At 32.5% G+C, this 19,780-nt stretch carries 16 protein-coding genes; 10 read left to right on the top strand and 6 right to left on the bottom strand.

What is annotated here, in order from left to right:
* Window positions 1-73: 73 nt before the first annotated feature.
* The 4 genes from ACLUJM_RS05810 to ACLUJM_RS05795 form a co-directional block, all read right to left on the bottom strand.
* A complete protein-coding gene (locus ACLUJM_RS05810; protein ID WP_412412423.1) occupies window positions 74-1,486 on the bottom strand; it encodes a sensor histidine kinase in 1,413 nt (470 codons plus the stop codon).
* A gap of 88 nt (window positions 1,487-1,574) precedes the next feature.
* A complete protein-coding gene (locus ACLUJM_RS05805; protein WP_002841974.1) occupies window positions 1,575-2,243 on the bottom strand; it encodes a response regulator transcription factor in 669 nt (222 codons plus the stop codon).
* Window positions 2,244-2,294: 51 nt separating this feature from the next.
* A complete protein-coding gene (locus ACLUJM_RS05800) occupies window positions 2,295-3,047 on the bottom strand; it encodes an ABC transporter permease (RefSeq protein ID WP_094202416.1) in 753 nt (250 codons plus the stop codon).
* Window positions 3,047-3,910 (bottom strand): ABC transporter ATP-binding protein, encoded by an 864-nt coding sequence (locus ACLUJM_RS05795; RefSeq protein ID WP_316072128.1) that lies wholly within the window; start codon window positions 3,908-3,910, stop codon window positions 3,047-3,049. Before ACLUJM_RS05795 ends, ACLUJM_RS05800 begins: the two co-directional genes overlap by 1 nt.
* 105 nt (window positions 3,911-4,015) lie before the next feature.
* Between ACLUJM_RS05795 and ACLUJM_RS05790 the strand changes: the two genes are divergently transcribed.
* The 8 genes from ACLUJM_RS05790 to ACLUJM_RS05755 all read left to right on the top strand — a co-directional run bounded on the left by ACLUJM_RS05790 (window position 4,016) and on the right by ACLUJM_RS05755 (window position 14,896).
* A complete protein-coding gene (locus ACLUJM_RS05790) occupies window positions 4,016-4,513 on the top strand; it encodes a nucleoside 2-deoxyribosyltransferase (RefSeq protein ID WP_035112387.1) in 498 nt (165 codons plus the stop codon).
* Window positions 4,514-4,612: 99 nt separating this feature from the next.
* The gene (locus ACLUJM_RS05785; protein WP_110058287.1) at window positions 4,613-4,852 is read left to right on the top strand and encodes a hypothetical protein; all 240 of its coding nucleotides are present in this window, start codon (window positions 4,613-4,615) and stop codon (window positions 4,850-4,852) included.
* Between the two features lie 269 nt (window positions 4,853-5,121).
* Window positions 5,122-6,378 carry an adenylosuccinate synthase gene (locus ACLUJM_RS05780; RefSeq protein ID WP_094223055.1) on the top strand — a complete coding sequence of 419 codons (1,257 nt, stop codon included), beginning with the start codon at window positions 5,122-5,124 and terminating at the stop codon, window positions 6,376-6,378.
* A gap of 314 nt (window positions 6,379-6,692) precedes the next feature.
* Window positions 6,693-7,283: a TetR/AcrR family transcriptional regulator gene (locus ACLUJM_RS05775; protein ID WP_035109328.1), complete on the top strand. Its 591-nt coding sequence runs from the start codon at window positions 6,693-6,695 to the stop codon at window positions 7,281-7,283.
* Between the two features lie 12 nt (window positions 7,284-7,295).
* Complete coding sequence (locus ACLUJM_RS05770) at window positions 7,296-9,350, top strand: efflux RND transporter permease subunit (RefSeq protein WP_412412422.1); 2,055 nt, start codon at window positions 7,296-7,298, stop codon at window positions 9,348-9,350.
* 13 nt (window positions 9,351-9,363) lie between these two features.
* Window positions 9,364-11,697, top strand: a complete 2,334-nt coding sequence (locus ACLUJM_RS05765; RefSeq protein WP_412412421.1) for a hypothetical protein — start codon at window positions 9,364-9,366, stop codon at window positions 11,695-11,697.
* Window positions 11,698-11,964: 267 nt separating this feature from the next.
* A complete protein-coding gene (locus ACLUJM_RS05760; protein WP_294684897.1) occupies window positions 11,965-13,695 on the top strand; it encodes a proline--tRNA ligase in 1,731 nt (576 codons plus the stop codon).
* Between the two features lie 157 nt (window positions 13,696-13,852).
* The gene (locus ACLUJM_RS05755; RefSeq protein WP_094205157.1) at window positions 13,853-14,896 is read left to right on the top strand and encodes a Fic family protein; all 1,044 of its coding nucleotides are present in this window, start codon (window positions 13,853-13,855) and stop codon (window positions 14,894-14,896) included.
* A 56-nt stretch (window positions 14,897-14,952) separates the two neighbouring features.
* Here the strand turns inward: ACLUJM_RS05755 and ACLUJM_RS05750 are convergent, their stop codons facing one another.
* Window positions 14,953-16,011 carry a methyltransferase domain-containing protein gene (locus ACLUJM_RS05750; protein WP_412412420.1) on the bottom strand — a complete coding sequence of 353 codons (1,059 nt, stop codon included), beginning with the start codon at window positions 16,009-16,011 and terminating at the stop codon, window positions 14,953-14,955.
* Between the two features lie 125 nt (window positions 16,012-16,136).
* Here ACLUJM_RS05750 and ACLUJM_RS05745 point away from each other — a divergent pair, with 125 nt between their 5' ends.
* Together ACLUJM_RS05745 and ACLUJM_RS05740 are read left to right on the top strand one after the other, a co-directional pair.
* Window positions 16,137-17,102 carry a GNAT family N-acetyltransferase gene (locus ACLUJM_RS05745; protein WP_412412419.1) on the top strand — a complete coding sequence of 322 codons (966 nt, stop codon included), beginning with the start codon at window positions 16,137-16,139 and terminating at the stop codon, window positions 17,100-17,102.
* Between the two features lie 91 nt (window positions 17,103-17,193).
* Window positions 17,194-18,534: an MATE family efflux transporter gene (locus ACLUJM_RS05740; RefSeq protein WP_278735370.1), complete on the top strand. Its 1,341-nt coding sequence runs from the start codon at window positions 17,194-17,196 to the stop codon at window positions 18,532-18,534.
* A gap of 80 nt (window positions 18,535-18,614) precedes the next feature.
* Here ACLUJM_RS05740 and ACLUJM_RS05735 read toward each other — a convergent pair whose 3' ends face one another.
* Complete coding sequence (locus ACLUJM_RS05735; protein ID WP_412412418.1) at window positions 18,615-19,148, bottom strand: HdeD family acid-resistance protein; 534 nt, start codon at window positions 19,146-19,148, stop codon at window positions 18,615-18,617.
* Window positions 19,149-19,780: the final 632 nt, after the last annotated feature.

Genomic DNA, 19,780 nt, shown 5'->3' with positions numbered 1-19,780 from the left:
ATGATACCACATATAAACACATTGTTTCAATTATTTGAGCTCATAGTTAATATTTTCGTTAATGATTACGAGATTAATTGGTTTTTAAAATTTTCACAGTGAATGTTTCGTTTGAATACACTATTTTAATTTTATAATTCATATCTTCAAGTAAGTTTTCGACGATATACATTCCAATTCCTTTAGATTTATTTTTTGTGGATGATACGAAAGGGTGTGTGATTTTATTTAAAAGATTTTTATCTACAGTTGTAGGATTGTTTGAAATCTCAATAACATCATTAAAATCGCATATTATGTTTCCTCCGGAATCTGTGTACTCTATTGCGTTTTTTAGTAAGTTATCAAAAATTATTCTGAAATGGTCATAATCTACTATGTCGGATTTTTCTCCTTTAATCGTTAATTTCAAATTTTTCTCAGCTATTAAATCATGATGATTTTTAACGGATTCTTTCATTATCTCTGATAATTTCAAATTTTCCATTATCGGATTTTCATCAATTTTATTCATGAATAATAAATCATCTATTAGAATTTGAATTTGGTATAATTTTTTCCTAAGTTCTGGCAAGTACTTGTCGGTATCTTCGTATTTTCCTATTTTTTCAATCATACTATCATTCAATAAAATAGCAGTTTGAAGAGGTGTCTTCAATTCGTGAGATGTAGATTTGATGAAGATTTCTTTTTTCTTCGTGTTTTTTTCTAATATTTTATAATTCTCAGTTAGTGTTTCGTACAGTAATTTCAAGTTATTAGAAAGTTCTTCGATCTCATCGTTAGTATGAATTTCCAAATCATATTTGGCGTTTTTTTGGTTTTTGGATACTTTAGTGAAATTATTCATCTTTAGAATTGGTTGTGTTATTGATTTTGAGTAGATTTTATTTAGTAAGAACACTATCATTACTATAAGCAAGAAAATCACAGGAAATGCAGAAATCACAGTAGATTTTATATCGGAAATGCTGTTAAATATATAAGGATATATAGAAACATAAGTTCCTTCAGAATGTTTTGATATTAAAATAAGATTAGTGGCGATAGAATCTTTTGTTTTGGACTCTGCTTTAATTAGTATTGAATTATTCTTTCTTTTAATACTAAAAGTGTCTTTTGATACATTACTGATATTACTGTAACTATCAATTATAACGTATTTTTCTAGTTCTTTTTTTGCTTCTTTTATTAAAGGGTTTATTAATCTTTCAGAATTTTTAGAATTTATCTCTTTGAACTCATCGGTTTCAAGAGAGCGTAAAAGTTTTTTTATATTTTCATTTTTAATTGTCATACTTAAATTAAATCGCAGACCTGAAAACACAACTTTATCTTTTCCTTTAGGAATAAAATATGAATACATACCCTCTTTTGCGATTTCATTTAGATTATTGTAATTTTTGTTTTTTATAAATGAATCATGAACTGATGATGCAATATTCTCTGCTGATTCTATTTTTTTTTCTAAGTATACATTGGGCATATAAAAAGCCATATAGGAAAATATAATAGTACATATCAAGAGAGTGAGGATGATATTATAGAGAAAATTTTTTGATGAAATATTTAATTTAGGCTTCTTCATTTAACTTATACCCCGCTCCTATAACTGTTTTAATAAAGTCTTTGGGTAGTTTTTTCCTCAAATTTTTTATGTGGGAATCTATAGTTCTACTGCTTCCATAAAAATCTGTGTTGTAGAGAGAATTAATGAGATTTTCTCTTGAAAATACTTTTGTTGGATTGTTTAGAAACAACGACATAATTTGAAACTCTGTCACTGTTAATTTCAAATCCATTCCATTGTATAATACGCGAAAACCTTCTTCATCTAACGATAATCCCACCTGTGAAGTGTTTTGTGAAAAACTTCTTCTTTTCATTATCATTTCTAGTTTTTTAATCAATAGTATTGGCTGAACTGGCTTGACAATATAATCGTCACAATACAGATCAAAAGCACTAATTTGAGTATTTAAATCGTCAAGAGCAGTCAGCATCAATACGTTTGAGTTTGATATAGACGGAGTATTTCGTATAAACCTTAATACATCTATTCCGCTGTTTTCTCCTTCGACCATAATATCTAGGATGATAGCATCAAAACTATTATTACTCAAAATTTTAATCGCTTCATCGCCATTTGAACTTTGACACACATCAAATCCAGCTATTTTCATGTATTCGGTTAAAATCTCTCTTATTTGCAATTCGTCTTCTAAAAAGAATATTTTTTTCATACCATCACATCCTACAATAATTATATAATAAGTTGATAAAAAATGTAGTTGTTAGTTCGATTTGCGTTTGTTTTTGTAAATAGATATAGTAAATAATACTAATGATAATAAGACTAATACGATTAAAGATTGAAAGAATGAATAGTTTAATTTTGCTCCTTTTGCTACTTCATTCACATATTCTATAGAAGAAAAGTGACTAATTGGAATTAATTGTGCAATCTTCTTGATTCCTTTTGGCATATCCTCTACTTGAATCCCCATCATTCCTCCAAGTATCATACTCAAAAAGTATATTCCCATTGAAAGGGAAAAAGAAATAGAGAATTTTTTAAAGAATATGCAAATAGAATATCCGATAAAAAAAGAAGCAACAGCAATCAAAGTTACAAATCCTGTGTGTTTTATTATTGATATTAAAGGAATATTAACACCTAAAGCGTATTTCATAACCCCAAAATAAAAAATATTACAAACAGTCCAGAATAAATAATAGACTATAAATTTGTATTTTGCCATTGATAAATGATTAATTGAAAACAAGTCTAGCCTATCATATACACCTTCTTCCAAATCTTTAGCAAATAATGCTGATAATCCAACTAAGAATATAGAAAGTGGGCTTATAATACTAATAGTTAAAACTATGCTTCTTTTTACCTCATCAATGAGAGATGCAGGAATATCTTTGAGTCCCGATATTATTAGAAACGACATCAATATTGGAAATACCATTCCGAAAAATAAACCTGCAAAGTTTTGTAAAAGTAACTTTGTCTCAAATTTAAAAATGTATTTGTTCATTATTTTGCTCCTTCCTTCTTCAATGCATTAAGAACTGTAAGTTCAATAGAATCATTCAAACGTTCGAATTGTTGATTATTATCCACAAGAGTGGATATCAATTTTTTCTCTGTATTTATATCATTAAATCCTGCAGCTATTTTGTTTTCCATTGCTTCTAATCTTATATCTTTTGGTATAAGTGATTCTGTTATGTTGTTTTTTTCGGTTAGAATAACTGAACTTGTACAGTACTTTAAGAACATCTCTCTTTTTTTTCCATAGAAAAGAACTTTTCCTTCATGTAAATACAACAACTTGTCACAAATATCCTCTAATTCTTGATAATAATGACTAACCATGAGAATTGTTGTTGACTTGTCTTTGTAGTATTCTACTATTTTTTCCATTAATGATTGTCGACTCACAAAATCTAGCCCTGTTGTTACCTCATCAAATATAGTGACTGGAGAATTTTGCCACATAACCAAAATCAAAGTGAGTTTTTGTTTTTCTCCACCAGATAATTTTTTAAATGATTTGTGAAGCAATTTTTCGAAATCGAAATACTTTATTAAATCCATCAAATTTTCATCTGATTCTATTTTTTTATTAGTAATCATTTGAATAATATCTTTTGTTTTTACCGTTTCTGAATAATTGTTAAACTGCATGTGAACTGCAATTTTTTCTTTGGGTATATCACTTGAAATGCTTCCACTATAATTAACTAATCCCAAAATTGCCTTAATTAACGTGGATTTTCCGGCACCATTTGATCCAATAATTCCTATTTTATGAGCATCTTCTAGGACGATTTCATCTTTAATATCAACAGCAATATTGTCTTTGTATTGAACTTTAACGTTATTTAATTTAATCATAAGCTCCTCCTTGTTATCTATATAATAAAATGCTGGTGTGGATTTAAAGTGCATTTGGTATATAATTTAGGTAAATTATTATGATAAAATTAATTGAGGTGAAAAATGAAAGGATATTTTGCATCGCATTTCTTCAACGACGCTATGTTTCGTTGGACTGAAGATTTGGCGAGATTTATAGAAAAAGAAGTGGACATTGATTTGTATGTGCCACAACGAAATGATTCGATAAACAACAAAAAAGATAATGATGCTACAATTACAGACATCGACATCGCAAGAAATGACATGGCGAAGTTAAAAGAAGCAGACGTTCTAATAGCGTGTCTTGATGGATTGTCGATTGACGATGGTGTTGCAGGAGAAATCATGGCTTTTTCTGTGATGAAAGATTACGAAGAAGAATACAAATTAACTGACAAGAAAAGAATTATCATCGGATTTGTCACAGATATGAGGTATTTGGGAACTGGAGAGAACAAATTGTACAGAAACCAAATGATAGTCGGCCAAGTTAAAGACAAGGGATATTTCATCGTTGGATATCCAAACACAGACGATTACAAGAAAGAAATCGTGAATATTATTAAAAGAGAGTATTAGAAAAATCTAGCTAGAAATAGCTAGTTTTTTTATTGACAATTCTGGATAGAAAATATAAAATAAAACTGATAAGAATATTCACTATCAAGAAGGAGAAGAATGAAAAGCAAGTACTTATCTACAATAAGCAAATTAGTTTATTTGATAACATTAATTTTAATGTTTATAGTTAACAAGAAAAATATTGAAATATCAAAAATCACATTGATTCTTTTAGTGGGAATTAATATTTTTAGTTTAGCCGCAGATACATTTTTGTCGGAAACATCAAAAAAGTTAAAAATTGGATCAATTTCCGTGCTGGTAATTTTTTACGTAATTTTCGTAATTTTAATATGATTTAATAGCAAATTGAAATATTCTTATCAGTGACTTTTCAGAAGTTCTCATTAGATTTTGGTAGAGATTTGGTGAGGACTTTTTTGTTGGTATCAGAATTAGATATAACTTGGTGTATAATATAAATGAAAGAATAATTCAAAATAACAAATCAGTCAAATTACCTGTTTTACACTATTTTTAAATGTGGGAATATGGTATAATTAGTAGTTGTGATTTGTAGTTAACTTAACAGTTAAATGAATCTAATAATTTGAAAGGAAGTTGTTATGAATAAATTAGCGATAATTGGTGCACAATGGGGAGACGAAGGTAAGGGAAAGGTTGTAAATTACTTTTCCAAATTTAATGATATTATTGTAAGATCTTCTGGTGGTGCCAACGCAGGACATACTATTTATTTTAAAGACAAAAAGTACGTACATCATTTACTACCATCAATAACTTTTGACACAGATTCTAAGGGATTCTTGGCAAAAGGAATGGTAATCGAATTAGAACAAATGATTGAAGAGTTGAAAGTTTTGGAAGCTGATTTCCCAGGAATTTCCAAGAGATTCATGGTCGATGTAGAAACATTTATCGTTCTACCTTACCACAAAGAAGAAGATGGATTGTTGGAATCTATGAGAAAAAATCCTATCGGAACTACAAAAAGAGGTATCGGACCTGCTTATCAAGACAAAGCTGCTAGACAAAACGTTAGAATTATTGATTTGTTTGACGATGAATTGTTAAGAGAACGCGTTGAAGAAATAGTTTATTTGAAAAACAACATCTACGAAGGCAAAATGCACATCGATGTCGACGAAACAGTAAATTATTTGCTTGACAAATTCGACCAATTATTAAAATTGGGCGTTACATTCACATCAGCATCTGAAATCGAAGATGAAATCAAAAACAAAAAAGTTCTTTTCGAAGGTGCACAAGGAATCATGCTTGACTTAGACTCAGGAACATACCCATACGTTACATCAAGCACAACAACTGCTTACAGCGCATCAGCAGCAGATGTTACATTGACTGATGATGACACAATCATGGGAGTTGTAAAAGCATACACATCCAGAGTTGGAGAAGGAGAATTCCCAACAGAATTGTTCGATGAAGAAGCTGACAAGCTTAGAAAATTAGGCAATGAATTCGGAGCTACAACTGGAAGAAATAGACGTGTAGGTTGGATTGACCTTGCACAACTTCGTTATGCAATCAAAAAGAGCAAAATCAACTCAATTGTCATGACAAAAGCAGACGTATTAAACGGATACGACAAAGTAAAAGTATGCGTTGGATATGAAATAGATGGAATTGAACAAAAAATGCCATTCATTTCAAATGATTTCAAAAAAGCAAAACCAATCTACAAAGAATTTGACGGTTGGAACGATGTGTTTGAAGTAAACTTCTTGAAATACATGACATTTATCGAAAAAGAATTAGACACAGAAATCTCTTACGTTTCTTATGGACCAAAAACAGAAGAAATTATGGAAAAAAGAGATTTCATTATGAATATAAAATAGAATTTAAATAAATTATTCCGTGAGATTATTTTCACGGAATTTTTTTGCCCAATTTTGCAATTAACACACGATAAAAAATGAAAAAATTTTTCGAAAAAAATGTTAAAATTTTTCAAAAAAATCATTTTTGTGAAACTGAAAACCATCGAACAAAAACAAAATTCACAAAACAAATGTTGAATTATCAATGTTTAAAAGTAAAAAAATAAAAATAAAAAAATTTAAGAAAAATGTTGAACATGGTTCAAAAAAGTGGTACAATATAAAACGTCGAAAGAAATGAACGATGTTCAATGAAGGAAAGGAGGTTAATTGTGTCTTATTTGGATGAAAAGAAAAAGGATACTAAATTAAAAATATCCCAATCTGCGATTAAAATGTTTGAAAAAAAAGGAGTCGACAAGACGACTATCAGAGATATTATGAGTAACACTGATTTGGGTTTGGGAACTTTTTATTCGTATTTTAAGGATAAGGATGATTTGAAGGAACAAATAGTCCTGTCAAAGGTTACGGATTTGGTTGTAGAGACTGAGAAAAAGTGCGACCAAGAGGATCACGTTGAAAGATTTATTAGTTTTTTGAATTATATTATTGATTATTACATTGCGAATCCTTTTGAGTTTGAACTTGTTGCGAGCAATCTGAACTGGGCATTGTATGCCAGGGTCGAAAATGACAAGAGGTTTGCTGAAACAGACACTACACTGAAATACATTTTAAACAAGTATTCACAGTTGTTTTCTAAGGAATATTCCGATTCACAAAAACTGTATATTCTGTCTTTGACTATCGAAACTGTGATTTCGACTTGTAAGCTTGCAATCAGAAATGATTCTATTTTATCGATTGATGAAATGAAGTCTGTTTTGGTTGAGGTGATTAAACAAATTTTAAATAGATAAGGGTGATTTTACATGAAGAAATTTTCAGAATTTATAGCTAATCATCCTAAGTTAGTGCTTTTGGTTATGACTTTGTTGTTGATTCCATCAATAATTGGTTATAAGGCGACTACTATCAACTACGATATTTTGTCTTATTTGCCAAGTGATTTGAAATCAACTCAAGGCCAAACAATTTTGGACAAAGATTTCAAAAATGCAGCTACTGGGATGTTAATTTTAAAAGGCACAGACAACGATGCCGAGAAATTAAGAGAAGAAGTGCAAAAAATCGACGGGGTTGAGGATGTTATCTCCAAGACTTCGATTATTGGGCCGACTGTTCCCAACGAATTTTTGCCAGACGATATTAGAGATGTGTTCTACGCAAAAGATAGTACGTTGATGATGGTTAAATTTAGCGAATCCTCATCTTCAATCAGAACTATGAAGGCTATAGAACAAATCAAAAAAATCGAATCGAAACAAAAATATTTGAGCGGTATTAGTGCTCTTGTAAAAGATACGAAGGATTTGATTGACAAGGAAACGCCAATTTATGTAATGCTTGCTGTGGCACTTGGACTTGTGGTGTTGAGTTTGACTAATGAGTCTACTGTTATTCCATTCGTGTTCATGTTGAATATAGGATATGCTGTTATTTATAATTTTGGGACTAATATATTCTTAGGACAAATATCTTATATTACCAAGGCGATAGCGGCTGTGTTGCAACTTGCTGTTACGATGGATTATTCGATTTTCTTGTATCACAGGTATGCAGCTGAAAAGAAGAAGAGAGATTCACATGCTATAGCAATGGCAAAAGCTATTGAGGCGACATTCTCATCGTTATTCTCATCTTCACTTACGACATTTGCAGGGTTCTTGGTTTTAGTATTGATGAGATTGTCTTTGGGCAAAGACATTGGACTTGTAATGAGTAAAGGTGTCTTCATCGGACTTTTATCTACTTTGATAGTTCTTCCACCAATGTTACTTCTTACAGAAAAAGCTGTGGACAAGTACAATCACAAGGTATTACTTCCAGAATTCAATAAATTACCAAATTTTGTTGTCGACAAAAGAAAAGTGTTGGCAATTGTGTTTGTGGTTTTATTCATTCCAGCAATTTACGGTTCAGTTAACACAAAATTGTATTACAACTTGGATAGATCATTGCCACAAGATTTGGATTCAATAGTATCACTTAATAAAATGAAAAAAGACTATAACATGGCAAGTACACACTTCATCGTTGTAAAGGACGATTTATCTAATACTGCTATGAGTTCTATGATAGATGAATTGAAAAAAATTGACGGTATTAATTCAGTTGTTGGAACGAATTCCATCACAGGGGTTACAATTCCTGCTACATTCTTACCGGACAAACTAAGAGATAACTTCGTAAAAGATGGCTACGAAATGCTTATGGTTAATTCAAAATACCAAACAGCATCTGAGGAGGTTAACAAACAAATCGAACAAATGCGTGATGTAATTGCAAAACACGACAAGGACGGATATTTGACAGGTGAAGCAGTTCTAACAGACGATTTGACAGATATTTCTGACCAAGACTTCAAGATGGTTAACATAGCATCATTGATTGCGGTATTTTTAATCATTGCGATATCATTCAAATCATTTGGAATTCCAGTTGTTTTGATAGCTGCAATAGAACTTGCAATTCAAATCAACATGGCAATCCCATTCTACTTCAATCAAACAATTCCGTTTATCACATCGATAGTAATCGGAGTAATCCAATTGGGATCTACGATAGATTATTCTATATTGATGACAGACCGATTCCTATACGAATACAGTAAGCGCAAGAATGTAAACGAGGCTTTAAAAGTTTCAGTAAAAGAAACATCCAAATCAATTGTTACAAGTGCCTTATCATTCATGGCAGCAACAGTTGGTGTAGGAATTTATTCAAAAATGGAAATAGTATCCACAATTTGTACTTTATTGGCTAGAGGAGCGATAATCAGCATGCTTGTAATCATCATTTTATTACCAGCATTGTTGAGTATTACATTCCCATTTATCAAGAAAACAACTAAGAACTTAGCGTAAAGGAGAATAAATAATGAAAAAAAATATCGAAAAAGTGTTAGCATTAACTTTGATATCTTCAATTACATTTGCTAATCTTTCATTTGCAGAACAACAAGATTTAATCAAAAAATCAGAAACAGTTTATGTAACAGTAGAAGGTAACGAAATCAAAGACAAATCAGTTTCTGTGTGGTTAAATTCAGATAAAAATATAAAAGCAAACGACAAATCTAATTTGACAAATGTAAAAGATTTAAAAACAGACAAAGAACTAAAATCTGAAAACGGATATTTGAAATTAGATGAAAACAAAAAAGACATCTACTACAAAGGTGACACTGACAAAAAACTTCCAGTGGATGTATCTGTAAAATACTTCTTAGATGGAAAAGAAATGAAAGCTTCTGAATTAGAAGGGAAATCTGGTCATTTGAAGATTGTAATTACTTCTAAAAATAACAGATACGAAGCCAAAACAATTGACGGACAATCAAGAAATGTATATTCACCATATGTCGTTGTAGCAGCGATGACATTTGATGATGAAAAAGTAAACAACGTATCATCAGATGATATCAAAGTTGTAAAAGACGGCAAGAACGAAATAGTAACTACAGTTATGACACCAGGTATGAAACAAAACTTGAGAGGGATTGTAGAAGACAAAAATTTGGACAAATTCAAGGACGAAGTTTCAGTTGAAATGGACATCAAGGATTACAAACCAGTAGAAATCTATTCTGTAATCACTAACGAATTTTTCCAAGAAAAGAAAAACATCGACTCATTGGATAAACTTCAAAACGGTGTTAAAGAATTACAAGATAATTCACAAAAACTTGTAGATGCATCAGTTAAATTATCTGAAGGACAAGACAAACTAAACTCAGGAATTTCACAAATGCAAACAGGAGTTACAAAACTTCACTCAGGTTCACAAAAACTTGCATCATCTACACAACAAATGCAAGGCAAATTCTCAGGAATACAATCAAAAGTAGGTCCTATCCAAGGATATGTAGCTCAAATGAATGACGGTAGCTTGAAATTGTACAACGGAATTTCTGACTACACAGCTGCAGTTGGAAAAATCAAAGAAAACACAGCTAAAATCAAAGCAGGATCCGAAAAATTAGCCAAAGGTGCGACTGATTTGGACAATGGAGTTGGCAAATTAAAAGATGCGACTTCACAATTAAGAGCTGGAACTGAAAATATGAAAGAAATGACTGCACAAAAAGACCAACTACTTGAAAAATCATCACAATTATCAAACGGATTGAATGGCTTGGCAGGAAGTTATGGTCAATTAGCAGATACAGTTGAACAAATTTCTGGAAAATCACAACAATTAAAAGATTCAAGCGCACAATTCAACGAAAAATTACAACAAGTTGCACAACTTGCAGGTGGTGCTGATGGTAGTGCAAGTGCAGAAAAAATCGCACGTGGACTTGAAAGCTCAGCAGAAGGATTGAACAATGCAATCCAACAATTACAAGCAAAAAATGAAGAAGGACAACTTAACGACACAATTGCATATCTTCAAGCACAAAAAAATGTAATGTACGTTCAAGCAGAATCCATTAGAAATGCTGGTTCACAAAATGCTGGGCAACAAAAACTACAAGCAGCATTGGCACAACTAGCACAAAGTTCAAGTGCATTATCACAAGGAAACGCTGATTTATCCAATGCACTTATGAGAACATCAGCTGCTATGAATCAATCAAAAGCAAAACTTGTAGATTCTTCCAACCAATTATCTCAAGGATTAGGACAAATGGGTGGCGCATTGAATGGCGCAGACGGATTATCAACATTGAAAGATTCCATCGACAAACTTGACGATGCAACAGGTCAAATCAAAGGTGGATCACAAACATTAAAAGAAGGAACATTGCAAAACGAAAAAGCAATGGCAATGCTTTTGAATGGAATAAAAGAATTGGATAAGAATTCAAGTGCGTTAGTTGAAGGCTCATCAAAATTATCTGGTGGATTACAAGAATTCAACAAACAATCAGCTCTTTTATCTTCATTGTCACAAATCAATGAAAAAGCCATCATTCCAATGAGCAATGCAATCAATATGTTAAATGATGGACTTGGAAAATTAGATTCATCAACTGGACAATTAAAATCAGGTAGCGACAAGCTTGCTTCTGGACAAAAAGAATTCAGCTCCAAACTAAAAGAATACAAAGAAAAAGGAATTGATGAATTATCCAACAAGACAAAAGATTTGAACAAATTCAAAGATATTATTGACGCTATGAGTGATTTGGCAGTTAAAGATTCTTCATTCACAGGAACAGATAGTAACTTTGAAACAAAATCAAGAATTGTCGAAAAAATAAAATAGTAATCTTTACAAAAACACTCTATTCTGATACAATCTAATGTATCGATGAAGAGAATACTAGTTCTATACGATTTTTCAGAGAGAAAGTGTAAGGTGGAAACTTTCATTTACGATAGAATGAACCTAACTCGGAGATTATGTCAAAATCATAGGGTTGTCACCTTATAACTAACAAACTAGAAGTGGTATAGCGATCCTTCGTCTTCGTGACGGGGGATCTTTTTTTAGATACATATTAAATACACCAAAGAAAGGAACATGTAAATTATGAGAATGAATAAATTTTATATGCCAACTTTAAGAGAGGATCCACAAGATGCAGAAATAGCAAGCCACAAGCTTCTATTAAGAGCTGGCATGATTAGAAAAACAGCAGCAGGATTGTACAGTTATTTGCCATTGGGATATCGAATTGTAAGAAAGGTAGAAAACATCGTTCGTGAAGAAATGGACAACTACGGTTCACAAGAAATCCACATGCCTATAACTCAACCTCGTGAAATCTGGGAAGAATCTGGAAGATGGAAGACATTTGGACCGGAAATGTTCAAGCTACAAGACAGAAATAATCGTGAATTCTGCCTTGGACCAACAGCCGAAGAATATTTTACAGATTTAGTAAAAGGTGAAATCAAAAGCTACAAGCAACTTCCACTTAATATTTATCAAATCCAAACAAAATACCGTGATGAAAAAAGACCAAGATTTGGAATCAACCGTTCCAGAGAATTTTTGATGGAAGACTCTTACACATTTGATGTAGATGAAGAAGCGATGCGTGAAGCTTACATGAATATGTGGAGAGCGTATGAAGTTGTATTCAATAGACTTGGTTTGGAATACAAAATCGTAGCAGGAGACAGCGGTGCCATGGGTGGTAACAGTTCACATGAATTTATCGCCCTTAGTGATGTAGGTGAAGGTGTGATTTGCTACAGCGATGACAGTGATTTCGCAGCGACTGACGAAAAAGCTTATGTATATTACAAAGTTGAAGATGAAAATGTAGAAAAACTTCCATCAGAAAAAGTCCTCACACCAAACTGCAAAACAATTGAAGAAGTAAGTGATTTCTTAAAAGTCGACCCTGCACATTGTTTGAAAGCAGTCGATTTAATGGTTGAAGGGAAACCTGTAATTGTATTTATTCCAGGAGATCGTGAACTTAACATGTCCAAACTTGTAAGTTATTTGAAATGTCCAGAACACGAAATAGAAATGATGGAAGAAAAAGACATCCTGGCTTTGAACAGCTCACCAGGATTTACCGGACCAATCGGACTAGATTCAAGAATCATCATTGACTCAAGAGTTACACAAATGAAAAACTTCGTCGTTGGAGCGAATGAAGAAAACTACCACATCAAAAATGTAAACTATGGAGATGATTTCGAAGGAGAAATCGTAGAAGATTTATTGATGGTAGAAGAAGGGGATATCGATCCTGAAACAAAATCTCCATTGAAATTCAAAAGAGGAATCGAAGTTGGAAATATCTTCCAATTGGGACAAAAATATTCCAAGAGCATGAATGCTACATTCCTTGATGAAAATGGAAAAGAACAATTCTTCTGGATGGGATCATACGGAATTGGTGTTACAAGAAGTGTCAGCGCAATTGTAGAACAAAACCACGACGACAAGGGAATGATTTGGCCATTAGTTGTAGCTCCATATCATGTGATCATCACAATTGTTAACACAAAAGATGAAGAACAAAACACTCTTGCAGAAAAACTTTACGAAAAATTACTTCTTCAAGGGGTAGAAGTTCTACTTGATGACAGAAAAGAAAGAGTAGGAGTAAAATTCAACGACCGTGACCTAATAGGAATTCCGCTAAGAATAACTGTAGGAAAGAAAGCATCTGAGGACATAGTAGAATTTTCTGAAAGAAAAACGCTTGAAAATGTAGAAATGTCATCAACAGAAGCTTACGAAAAAGTAATGGAAATCATCAATGCTAACTTAAAATCAGTTGGTGGATTGTACAGATAATTTATAATGAGAACTACGGGCGATAAGGCTCGTAGTTTTTATCTCGCCACCTTCAATTTATCTACGCCCAATTTACGAAAATGGCGAGATTAATCTCGCCAATATTGATTTATCTACGCCATTTATGGTATAATGGCGAGAAAGATGGTGAGAATGTATGAGAGAATTTGATTATTCAAAATTATTAAATCTGAATATTCCTGCAAATATATACGATTTGATATCAAAAATTTACGAATATAAAGGCAAACAGGAACTTTATGTGGCAAATTTTTCTGATGTACTTGAAAAGATGGTGGAGGTTGCGAAGATTCAGTCAACAAAATCTTCTAATGCAATCGAAGGAATTTCTACAAATGATAGTAGATTAGAAGAGTTAATGAAGAAAAAAAGTGAACCTAGAAATAGAAATGAAGAAGAAATATATGGATATAGGGAAGTGTTGGATATTATCCACGAAAATTATTCAAATATTGACTTTACGAAAAATAATATCTTGACTCTTCATAGTAGGTTGTATTATTACTCTTCTGAAAGTCATAAAGGGAAATTCAAAACTATCGATAATAGCATTGTGGAAACAAATGCATTTGGAGAGAAAAAGATAAGGTTTCAGCCAGTGTCTGCATTTGAAACGGAAAATTATATCGATAAAATGATAAGTGCTTATGATGAAGCCGTAAAATTAAAAGTACCACCATTGTTATTAATTTCATCTGTGGTGCATGATTTTTTGTGTATTCATCCCTTTTATGACGGAAATGGTAGAATGTCAAGGCTACTGACGCTTTTACTTTTATACAAAAATGGTTTCTTTGTAGGAAAATATATTTCCTTGGAAATGATAATTGAAGATACTAAGGATATGTACTATGAACAATTACAAGCATCAAGCAAGAATTGGCATTCTGGAGATAATGACGAGTTGCCATTTGTAAAATATATGTTATCGGTTATTTACAAGGCATATGTTGAATGTGATGAAAGATTCAGACTTATCGGAGAAAAATCCTTGACATCTGCTGAGAGAATTATGAAGATTTTCGAAAAAACTCTGAAACCATTGTCAAAGTCTGATATTGTTATGCTTTGTCCAGATATTTCTCGAAGAACGATTGAAAGAGCCTTGAAAGAATTAAAAGACACACAATTAATTAAACAAATAGGTAGTGGAAGAGCAACTAAATATATTAAAGAGTGATACTAGCGAAAAATAAAAAAAGCTGTGAGACTATCTCACAGCTTATATTTTTATAATTAGCAGCAACAAGAACCGCTGTTTCCATCGCAATCACATTCATTTCCTGGACCGTCACAGCCATCGAATAAACCGAAGTGATTTGTTCTATCTCCAACGACATCGAAGTATTTTTTAAATCTAGTTTCTTCGATCATTGCGCAGCTATTTCCACACACTGCCATTGGCAAATCTTTATAGAATCTGTGGTGGTCATCTAGGTCGAAGTAGTGTTCACTACCTAAAATACCTCCACGATAAGTTATGAATTGTCCGTATTGTTCGCATCTATCTTCGATAATTCCTGGTAATTTCACTGCTCTTACAGTTCTTGATGTGAAGTTCACATTGCCAACTAATTCTTCGATTTTTCTGTTTTCGATTGGTGCCTTAGTGATTTTAGTATATCTGAAATCTTCCCAGCCGATTTTGTGCAACAATCTTCTGAAATCTTCCACATACATTGCTCCTGCTAAGCATTCTCCACGCAATACAGGGTTTTGGTAGATTTCATCTGAAACTCTTCTGTCTGCAAAAATATCTGAGAAGTACAATTCTCCACCTTTTTTCAAAACTCTCCACACTTCTTTGAACACTTCTTCTTTGAATGGAGAAAGGTTGATAACGCAGTTACTGATGACAACATCTACCGATTCATCTTCAATACCCAATGATTTCAAATCTTCGATGTAGCCTTTTTTTAACTCTACGTTTGATTTCTTGTAGCCAAATTTTTCAGCCATTTGGTCTTGATATTTTCTGGCAAAATCCAATTGATCATCTGTCATGTCGACGCCGATTACTTTTCCGTTTTCACCGACTAATTTAGAAGCGACATACACATCGACCCCTGTTCCACATCCCAAATCCAGCACAGTACATCCTTCAAGTGCTGATGGAATTGGAGAGCCACAACCGTAAAATCTCTTCAAAAGTTCAGGATTAACCATTCCTCTTATTTTTTTGATATGAAGTGGCATACTATCCGAACAACTACAGATTTGAGTTTGCATTTTGCCTTCTTTTTCTGTAGTAATATTGCTGTAATATTCTGAAACTTGTTTTCTAATATCTTCCATAAATACCTCCAATTGTTATTCCAATATTATTATAACATTAACAAAGATTATTTCTAGAGTTTGCATTGGTTCAATTACCCTTGTAAATAAAATAATATGATATTATATAAAAAAGGAGGTGCAATATGACACAAACTGACAAAATAATTTTAAGAAAATTCAGAATTAATGATGCGGATAAAATGTTTGAAAATTGGGCAAGCGACAGCAAAGTTACGAAGTTTCTGTCGTGGAATCCACACACATCAGCAAAAGAATCAGAAAAAATTATACAACAATGGATAAATGACGATAAGAATGTTTACTTTGCGATTTGCAACGCAAATGATGAAAACATAGGTAGAATATCGGCAACTTTAAAAAAAGGAAAACCGAAAACATACTCCATTGGATACTGCCTGTCACATGATTATTGGTCACGTGGAATAATGACAGAATCTTTGAAAATTATGCTAAAATATTTGTTTGAAGAAAAAACGGCCGTTAGAGTAGAAGCGAGACACGATGTAAGAAACTTAGCAAGTGGCAAAGTGATGAAGAAAGCCAACATGAAATACGAAGGTATTCTTCGAAAATATGAAATCAACAATCAAGGAGTGGAAGATTCTTGCATGTATTCCATGATTGATGATGAGTATGAATGCGATTTTATGATTCCAGAATTTGAAGAATTGGATTTCAGAAAAGAATTATTAGCGGATGAAAAGACGATGAGTTTCAATGAAAAATACGGCGGAGCTATTGATTTCTCAGAAAACAAATGGCAAATCTGGTATGACAAATGGATAAACTCTGACGACAGATTCTACTATTACATTATGGGTCATAACAAGCCTGTCGGAGAATGTTGTATATATAAGGAAGATGATAGGTGGATTTGCAGTCTAATTGTAAAAGATGAATACAGAAACAATGGCTACGGGAAAAAAGCGTTGATGTTTTTGATTGATTTGGCAAAAAAATTAGACATAGATGAACTATACGATAATATTGGTATCAGCAATCATTCATTAAATTTGTTTTTGAAATGTGGATTTGAAATCGTGGACACTAATGAAGAGCATTCAACTGTGAGATTTAAAATACGTTAACTTGTATTAATTTTTTGCTAGTAGTATGATGTAATATATATTTTTATTTTTAGATATTTGAATTAGATTGAATTTTAGAATGGATGATTAGATGAAGAATAAGAAATTTTACAGAAGAGCGATAGAGGTCGCATGGCCGTCGGTGTTGGAGAGTTTTTTCATAGCACTTGCGGGAATTATCGACACTTATATGGTATCTTCGATTGGAAGTTCTGCTGTTGCAGCGGTAGGTCTTACAACACAACCCAAATTCATAGCATTGGCGATATTTTTCTCCATAAACATCGCTACGTCGGCTTTAGTTGCCAGACGTCTTGGAGAAGAGGACAAAGAAGGAGCGAACAGGATACTTGTCACAGCGATTATCATGGGACTTGTGCTAACGGTTGTTATAAGCACTGTGATGGTGTATTTTTCGGATAGCATTCTGAGACTTGCAGGAAGTAACTCAGACACGCATACTGATGCGCTGAATTATTTCAGAATAATCATGGGAGGAATGATTTTCTCCGTGGTGAGTATGACGATAAATGCAGCACAAAGAGGATCGGGCAACACTAGAATTGCATTTACAACTAACTTGGTGTCAAGTATTGTCAATATATTTTTCAATTACTGCTTGATAGGTGGTAATTTTGGTTTTCCAAAAATGGAAGTTTCTGGAGCGGCTCTTGCGACAGTACTTGGAACAGTCGTAAGTAGCATTATGTGCATCAGATCGCTTTACAGAAAAGATGGTTTCGTACAAATCAAATACATTTTCAAAAAGAAAATCAAGCCAACAGTTGAAGTATTCACAAGTATCGTAAAACTTGGAACCAATTTGTTCGTAGAAAATATAGCCATGAGAATAGGGTTCTTGACAACAGCGTTGATGGCAGCAGGACTTGGAACAGACACATTTGCAGCACACAACGTAGGAATGAATCTTCTAAGTATTTGTTTTTCGTTCGCAGATGGGATGCAAGTTGCAGCAGTCGTTCTAACAGGATCAAGCCTTGGCGCTGGCAAGAAAGAAAACGCCAAGATTTACGGCAAAGTCTGCCAACGAATAGGACTTATGATATCTCTTGTACTATCTTTGATATTGTTGTTATTTGGAAAAGGAATATTCCATTTGTTCTTCGACAAACTCTCCATCATAGAAACAGGAGAAATCATCGCAAGATTCATCACAGTAATAGTCCTTCTACAAATCTCACAAATCATCTACGGAGGATGTTTGAGATCAGCAGGTGATGTAAAATACACATTAATCTCTTCAATCATAAGTGTAACAATCATAAGGACAGTAGTAACATACATCCTTGTATCTGTGTTTGAAATGGGAATCGTGGGAATATGGCTAGGAATCTTCTCCGACCAATTCTCTAGATACATGTTCAATTCAATCAGATTTAGACAAGGTAAATGGGTTAACATTAAAATATAAAAAATCGTCTCGTTTTGATATGTACCATCCTTACTGGATGACCCGGTAAAGATGGCACACATCATTTTGAGACGATTTTTTTAATACTCATGTTTGAAAGCATATGCAATATATTTAACGCCAGATATTGTCAAATACATTCCAATTAAAAATACAACCGTAAAAGATGCTCTTAAAGGATTGTACAACATCATAATTCCAAGAATTAAAGTAATAATATTAATTATGATATTAAGATGGTAAAGTCCACCTGGAACAAACCTTAGATATCTTCCGAAACTAATATCGTTGATTGAATCGATAATAAACCAAATCGAGAACACATACGGAATGATCAATACAGCAGATTCGACATTAAAAACAAGAATGAGGCCAAGTATTATATCTATTATGCTTATCCAAAAGAATAATTTTATGTTCAGTCTTGTAAAATCTTTTATCTGTTTATAAATTAAAACTCCGCCTACGCCTTTAACAATTGCAATTATTCCAAAATAAATCACCAGACTCGCTAAGCTGGCATATGGATTTTTAAAAGCTATGAATGAAACTATAATAAAACAAATACCTGTAATAAGAGACATCCAATCAACTGATTTCTTTTCTTCTACCATACTAACACCTCCTTAAATTGTTGATATACTTTATATACCCAGATTTAAAGAATATTATTCACTAAATATTAAGAAAATTATTAACAACACTTTGTTGAAAGTTAAAACGAAAATTGTTGGATGAAAATTTGTCGCAAGTTAAAACGAAAAATGTTACCGAAAATTACTGACGCCACTACTTAGCAATAAAAACAAAAATAATTTTAGCTAATAATATCATTCGTAAAAAATAGGCACAAATTCTATCGAAGTGAACCGTTAAGAAATCTCACTCGTGCCAGAGCGAAGCTCGCACTTGAGATTTTAGGTTCACAAGCTTTGAATTTGTCTATTTTTGGAGACAGATATTCGTGCTAAATTATTTTTGTTTTTGAGATACGCTTAGCAAGCGAAAATCTATAAAAAAATCTCCCGAAACTCATTTTATTTCACAGCCATTTATTATATAATAAGGAAGGAAACAAATTTTTCGTAAAAATGTTGAAATTTTACAAAAAAACTTCAAAAAAGTGTTGACATTGTAGTATAGACAATGTATAATACCAGTTGTGCCTAAAGTTAGTAAGCGTAGAAGTGGAAGGTTGCTCGGGAAACGTGATTAATCTTCCGAGGTAATTTTCACCGAGAAGTCC

Origin of the sequence: Finegoldia sp. (assembly GCF_046991905.1) — a bacterium.
Taxonomy (GTDB): Bacteria; Bacillota; Clostridia; order Tissierellales; family Peptoniphilaceae; genus Finegoldia.
Note: the sequence above shows the minus strand (reverse complement) of the source record. Positions and strands in the feature narration are given on the sequence as shown.

What these genes read in the sequence shown, in the direction of transcription:
- ACLUJM_RS05735 (WP_412412418.1), bottom strand. Translation starts at nt 19,148, where the DNA reads ATGGTAGAAGAAAAGAAATCAGTTGATTGGATGTCTCTTATTACAGGT.
- ACLUJM_RS05780 (WP_094223055.1), top strand. Translation starts at nt 5,122, where the DNA reads ATGAATAAATTAGCGATAATTGGTGCACAATGGGGAGACGAAGGTAAG.
- ACLUJM_RS05805 (WP_002841974.1), bottom strand. Translation starts at nt 2,243, where the DNA reads ATGAAAAAAATATTCTTTTTAGAAGACGAATTGCAAATAAGAGAGATT.
- ACLUJM_RS05750 (WP_412412420.1), bottom strand. Translation starts at nt 16,011, where the DNA reads ATGGAAGATATTAGAAAACAAGTTTCAGAATATTACAGCAATATTACT.
- ACLUJM_RS05810 (WP_412412423.1), bottom strand. Translation starts at nt 1,486, where the DNA reads ATGCCCAATGTATACTTAGAAAAAAAAATAGAATCAGCAGAGAATATT.
- ACLUJM_RS05770 (WP_412412422.1), top strand. Translation starts at nt 7,296, where the DNA reads ATGAAGAAATTTTCAGAATTTATAGCTAATCATCCTAAGTTAGTGCTT.
- ACLUJM_RS05740 (WP_278735370.1), top strand. Translation starts at nt 17,194, where the DNA reads ATGAAGAATAAGAAATTTTACAGAAGAGCGATAGAGGTCGCATGGCCG.
- ACLUJM_RS05755 (WP_094205157.1), top strand. Translation starts at nt 13,853, where the DNA reads ATGAGAGAATTTGATTATTCAAAATTATTAAATCTGAATATTCCTGCA.
- ACLUJM_RS05785 (WP_110058287.1), top strand. Translation starts at nt 4,613, where the DNA reads ATGAAAAGCAAGTACTTATCTACAATAAGCAAATTAGTTTATTTGATA.
- ACLUJM_RS05790 (WP_035112387.1), top strand. Translation starts at nt 4,016, where the DNA reads ATGAAAGGATATTTTGCATCGCATTTCTTCAACGACGCTATGTTTCGT.
- ACLUJM_RS05745 (WP_412412419.1), top strand. Translation starts at nt 16,137, where the DNA reads ATGACACAAACTGACAAAATAATTTTAAGAAAATTCAGAATTAATGAT.
- ACLUJM_RS05760 (WP_294684897.1), top strand. Translation starts at nt 11,965, where the DNA reads ATGAGAATGAATAAATTTTATATGCCAACTTTAAGAGAGGATCCACAA.
- ACLUJM_RS05800 (WP_094202416.1), bottom strand. Translation starts at nt 3,047, where the DNA reads ATGAACAAATACATTTTTAAATTTGAGACAAAGTTACTTTTACAAAAC.
- ACLUJM_RS05765 (WP_412412421.1), top strand. Translation starts at nt 9,364, where the DNA reads ATGAAAAAAAATATCGAAAAAGTGTTAGCATTAACTTTGATATCTTCA.
- ACLUJM_RS05795 (WP_316072128.1), bottom strand. Translation starts at nt 3,910, where the DNA reads ATGATTAAATTAAATAACGTTAAAGTTCAATACAAAGACAATATTGCT.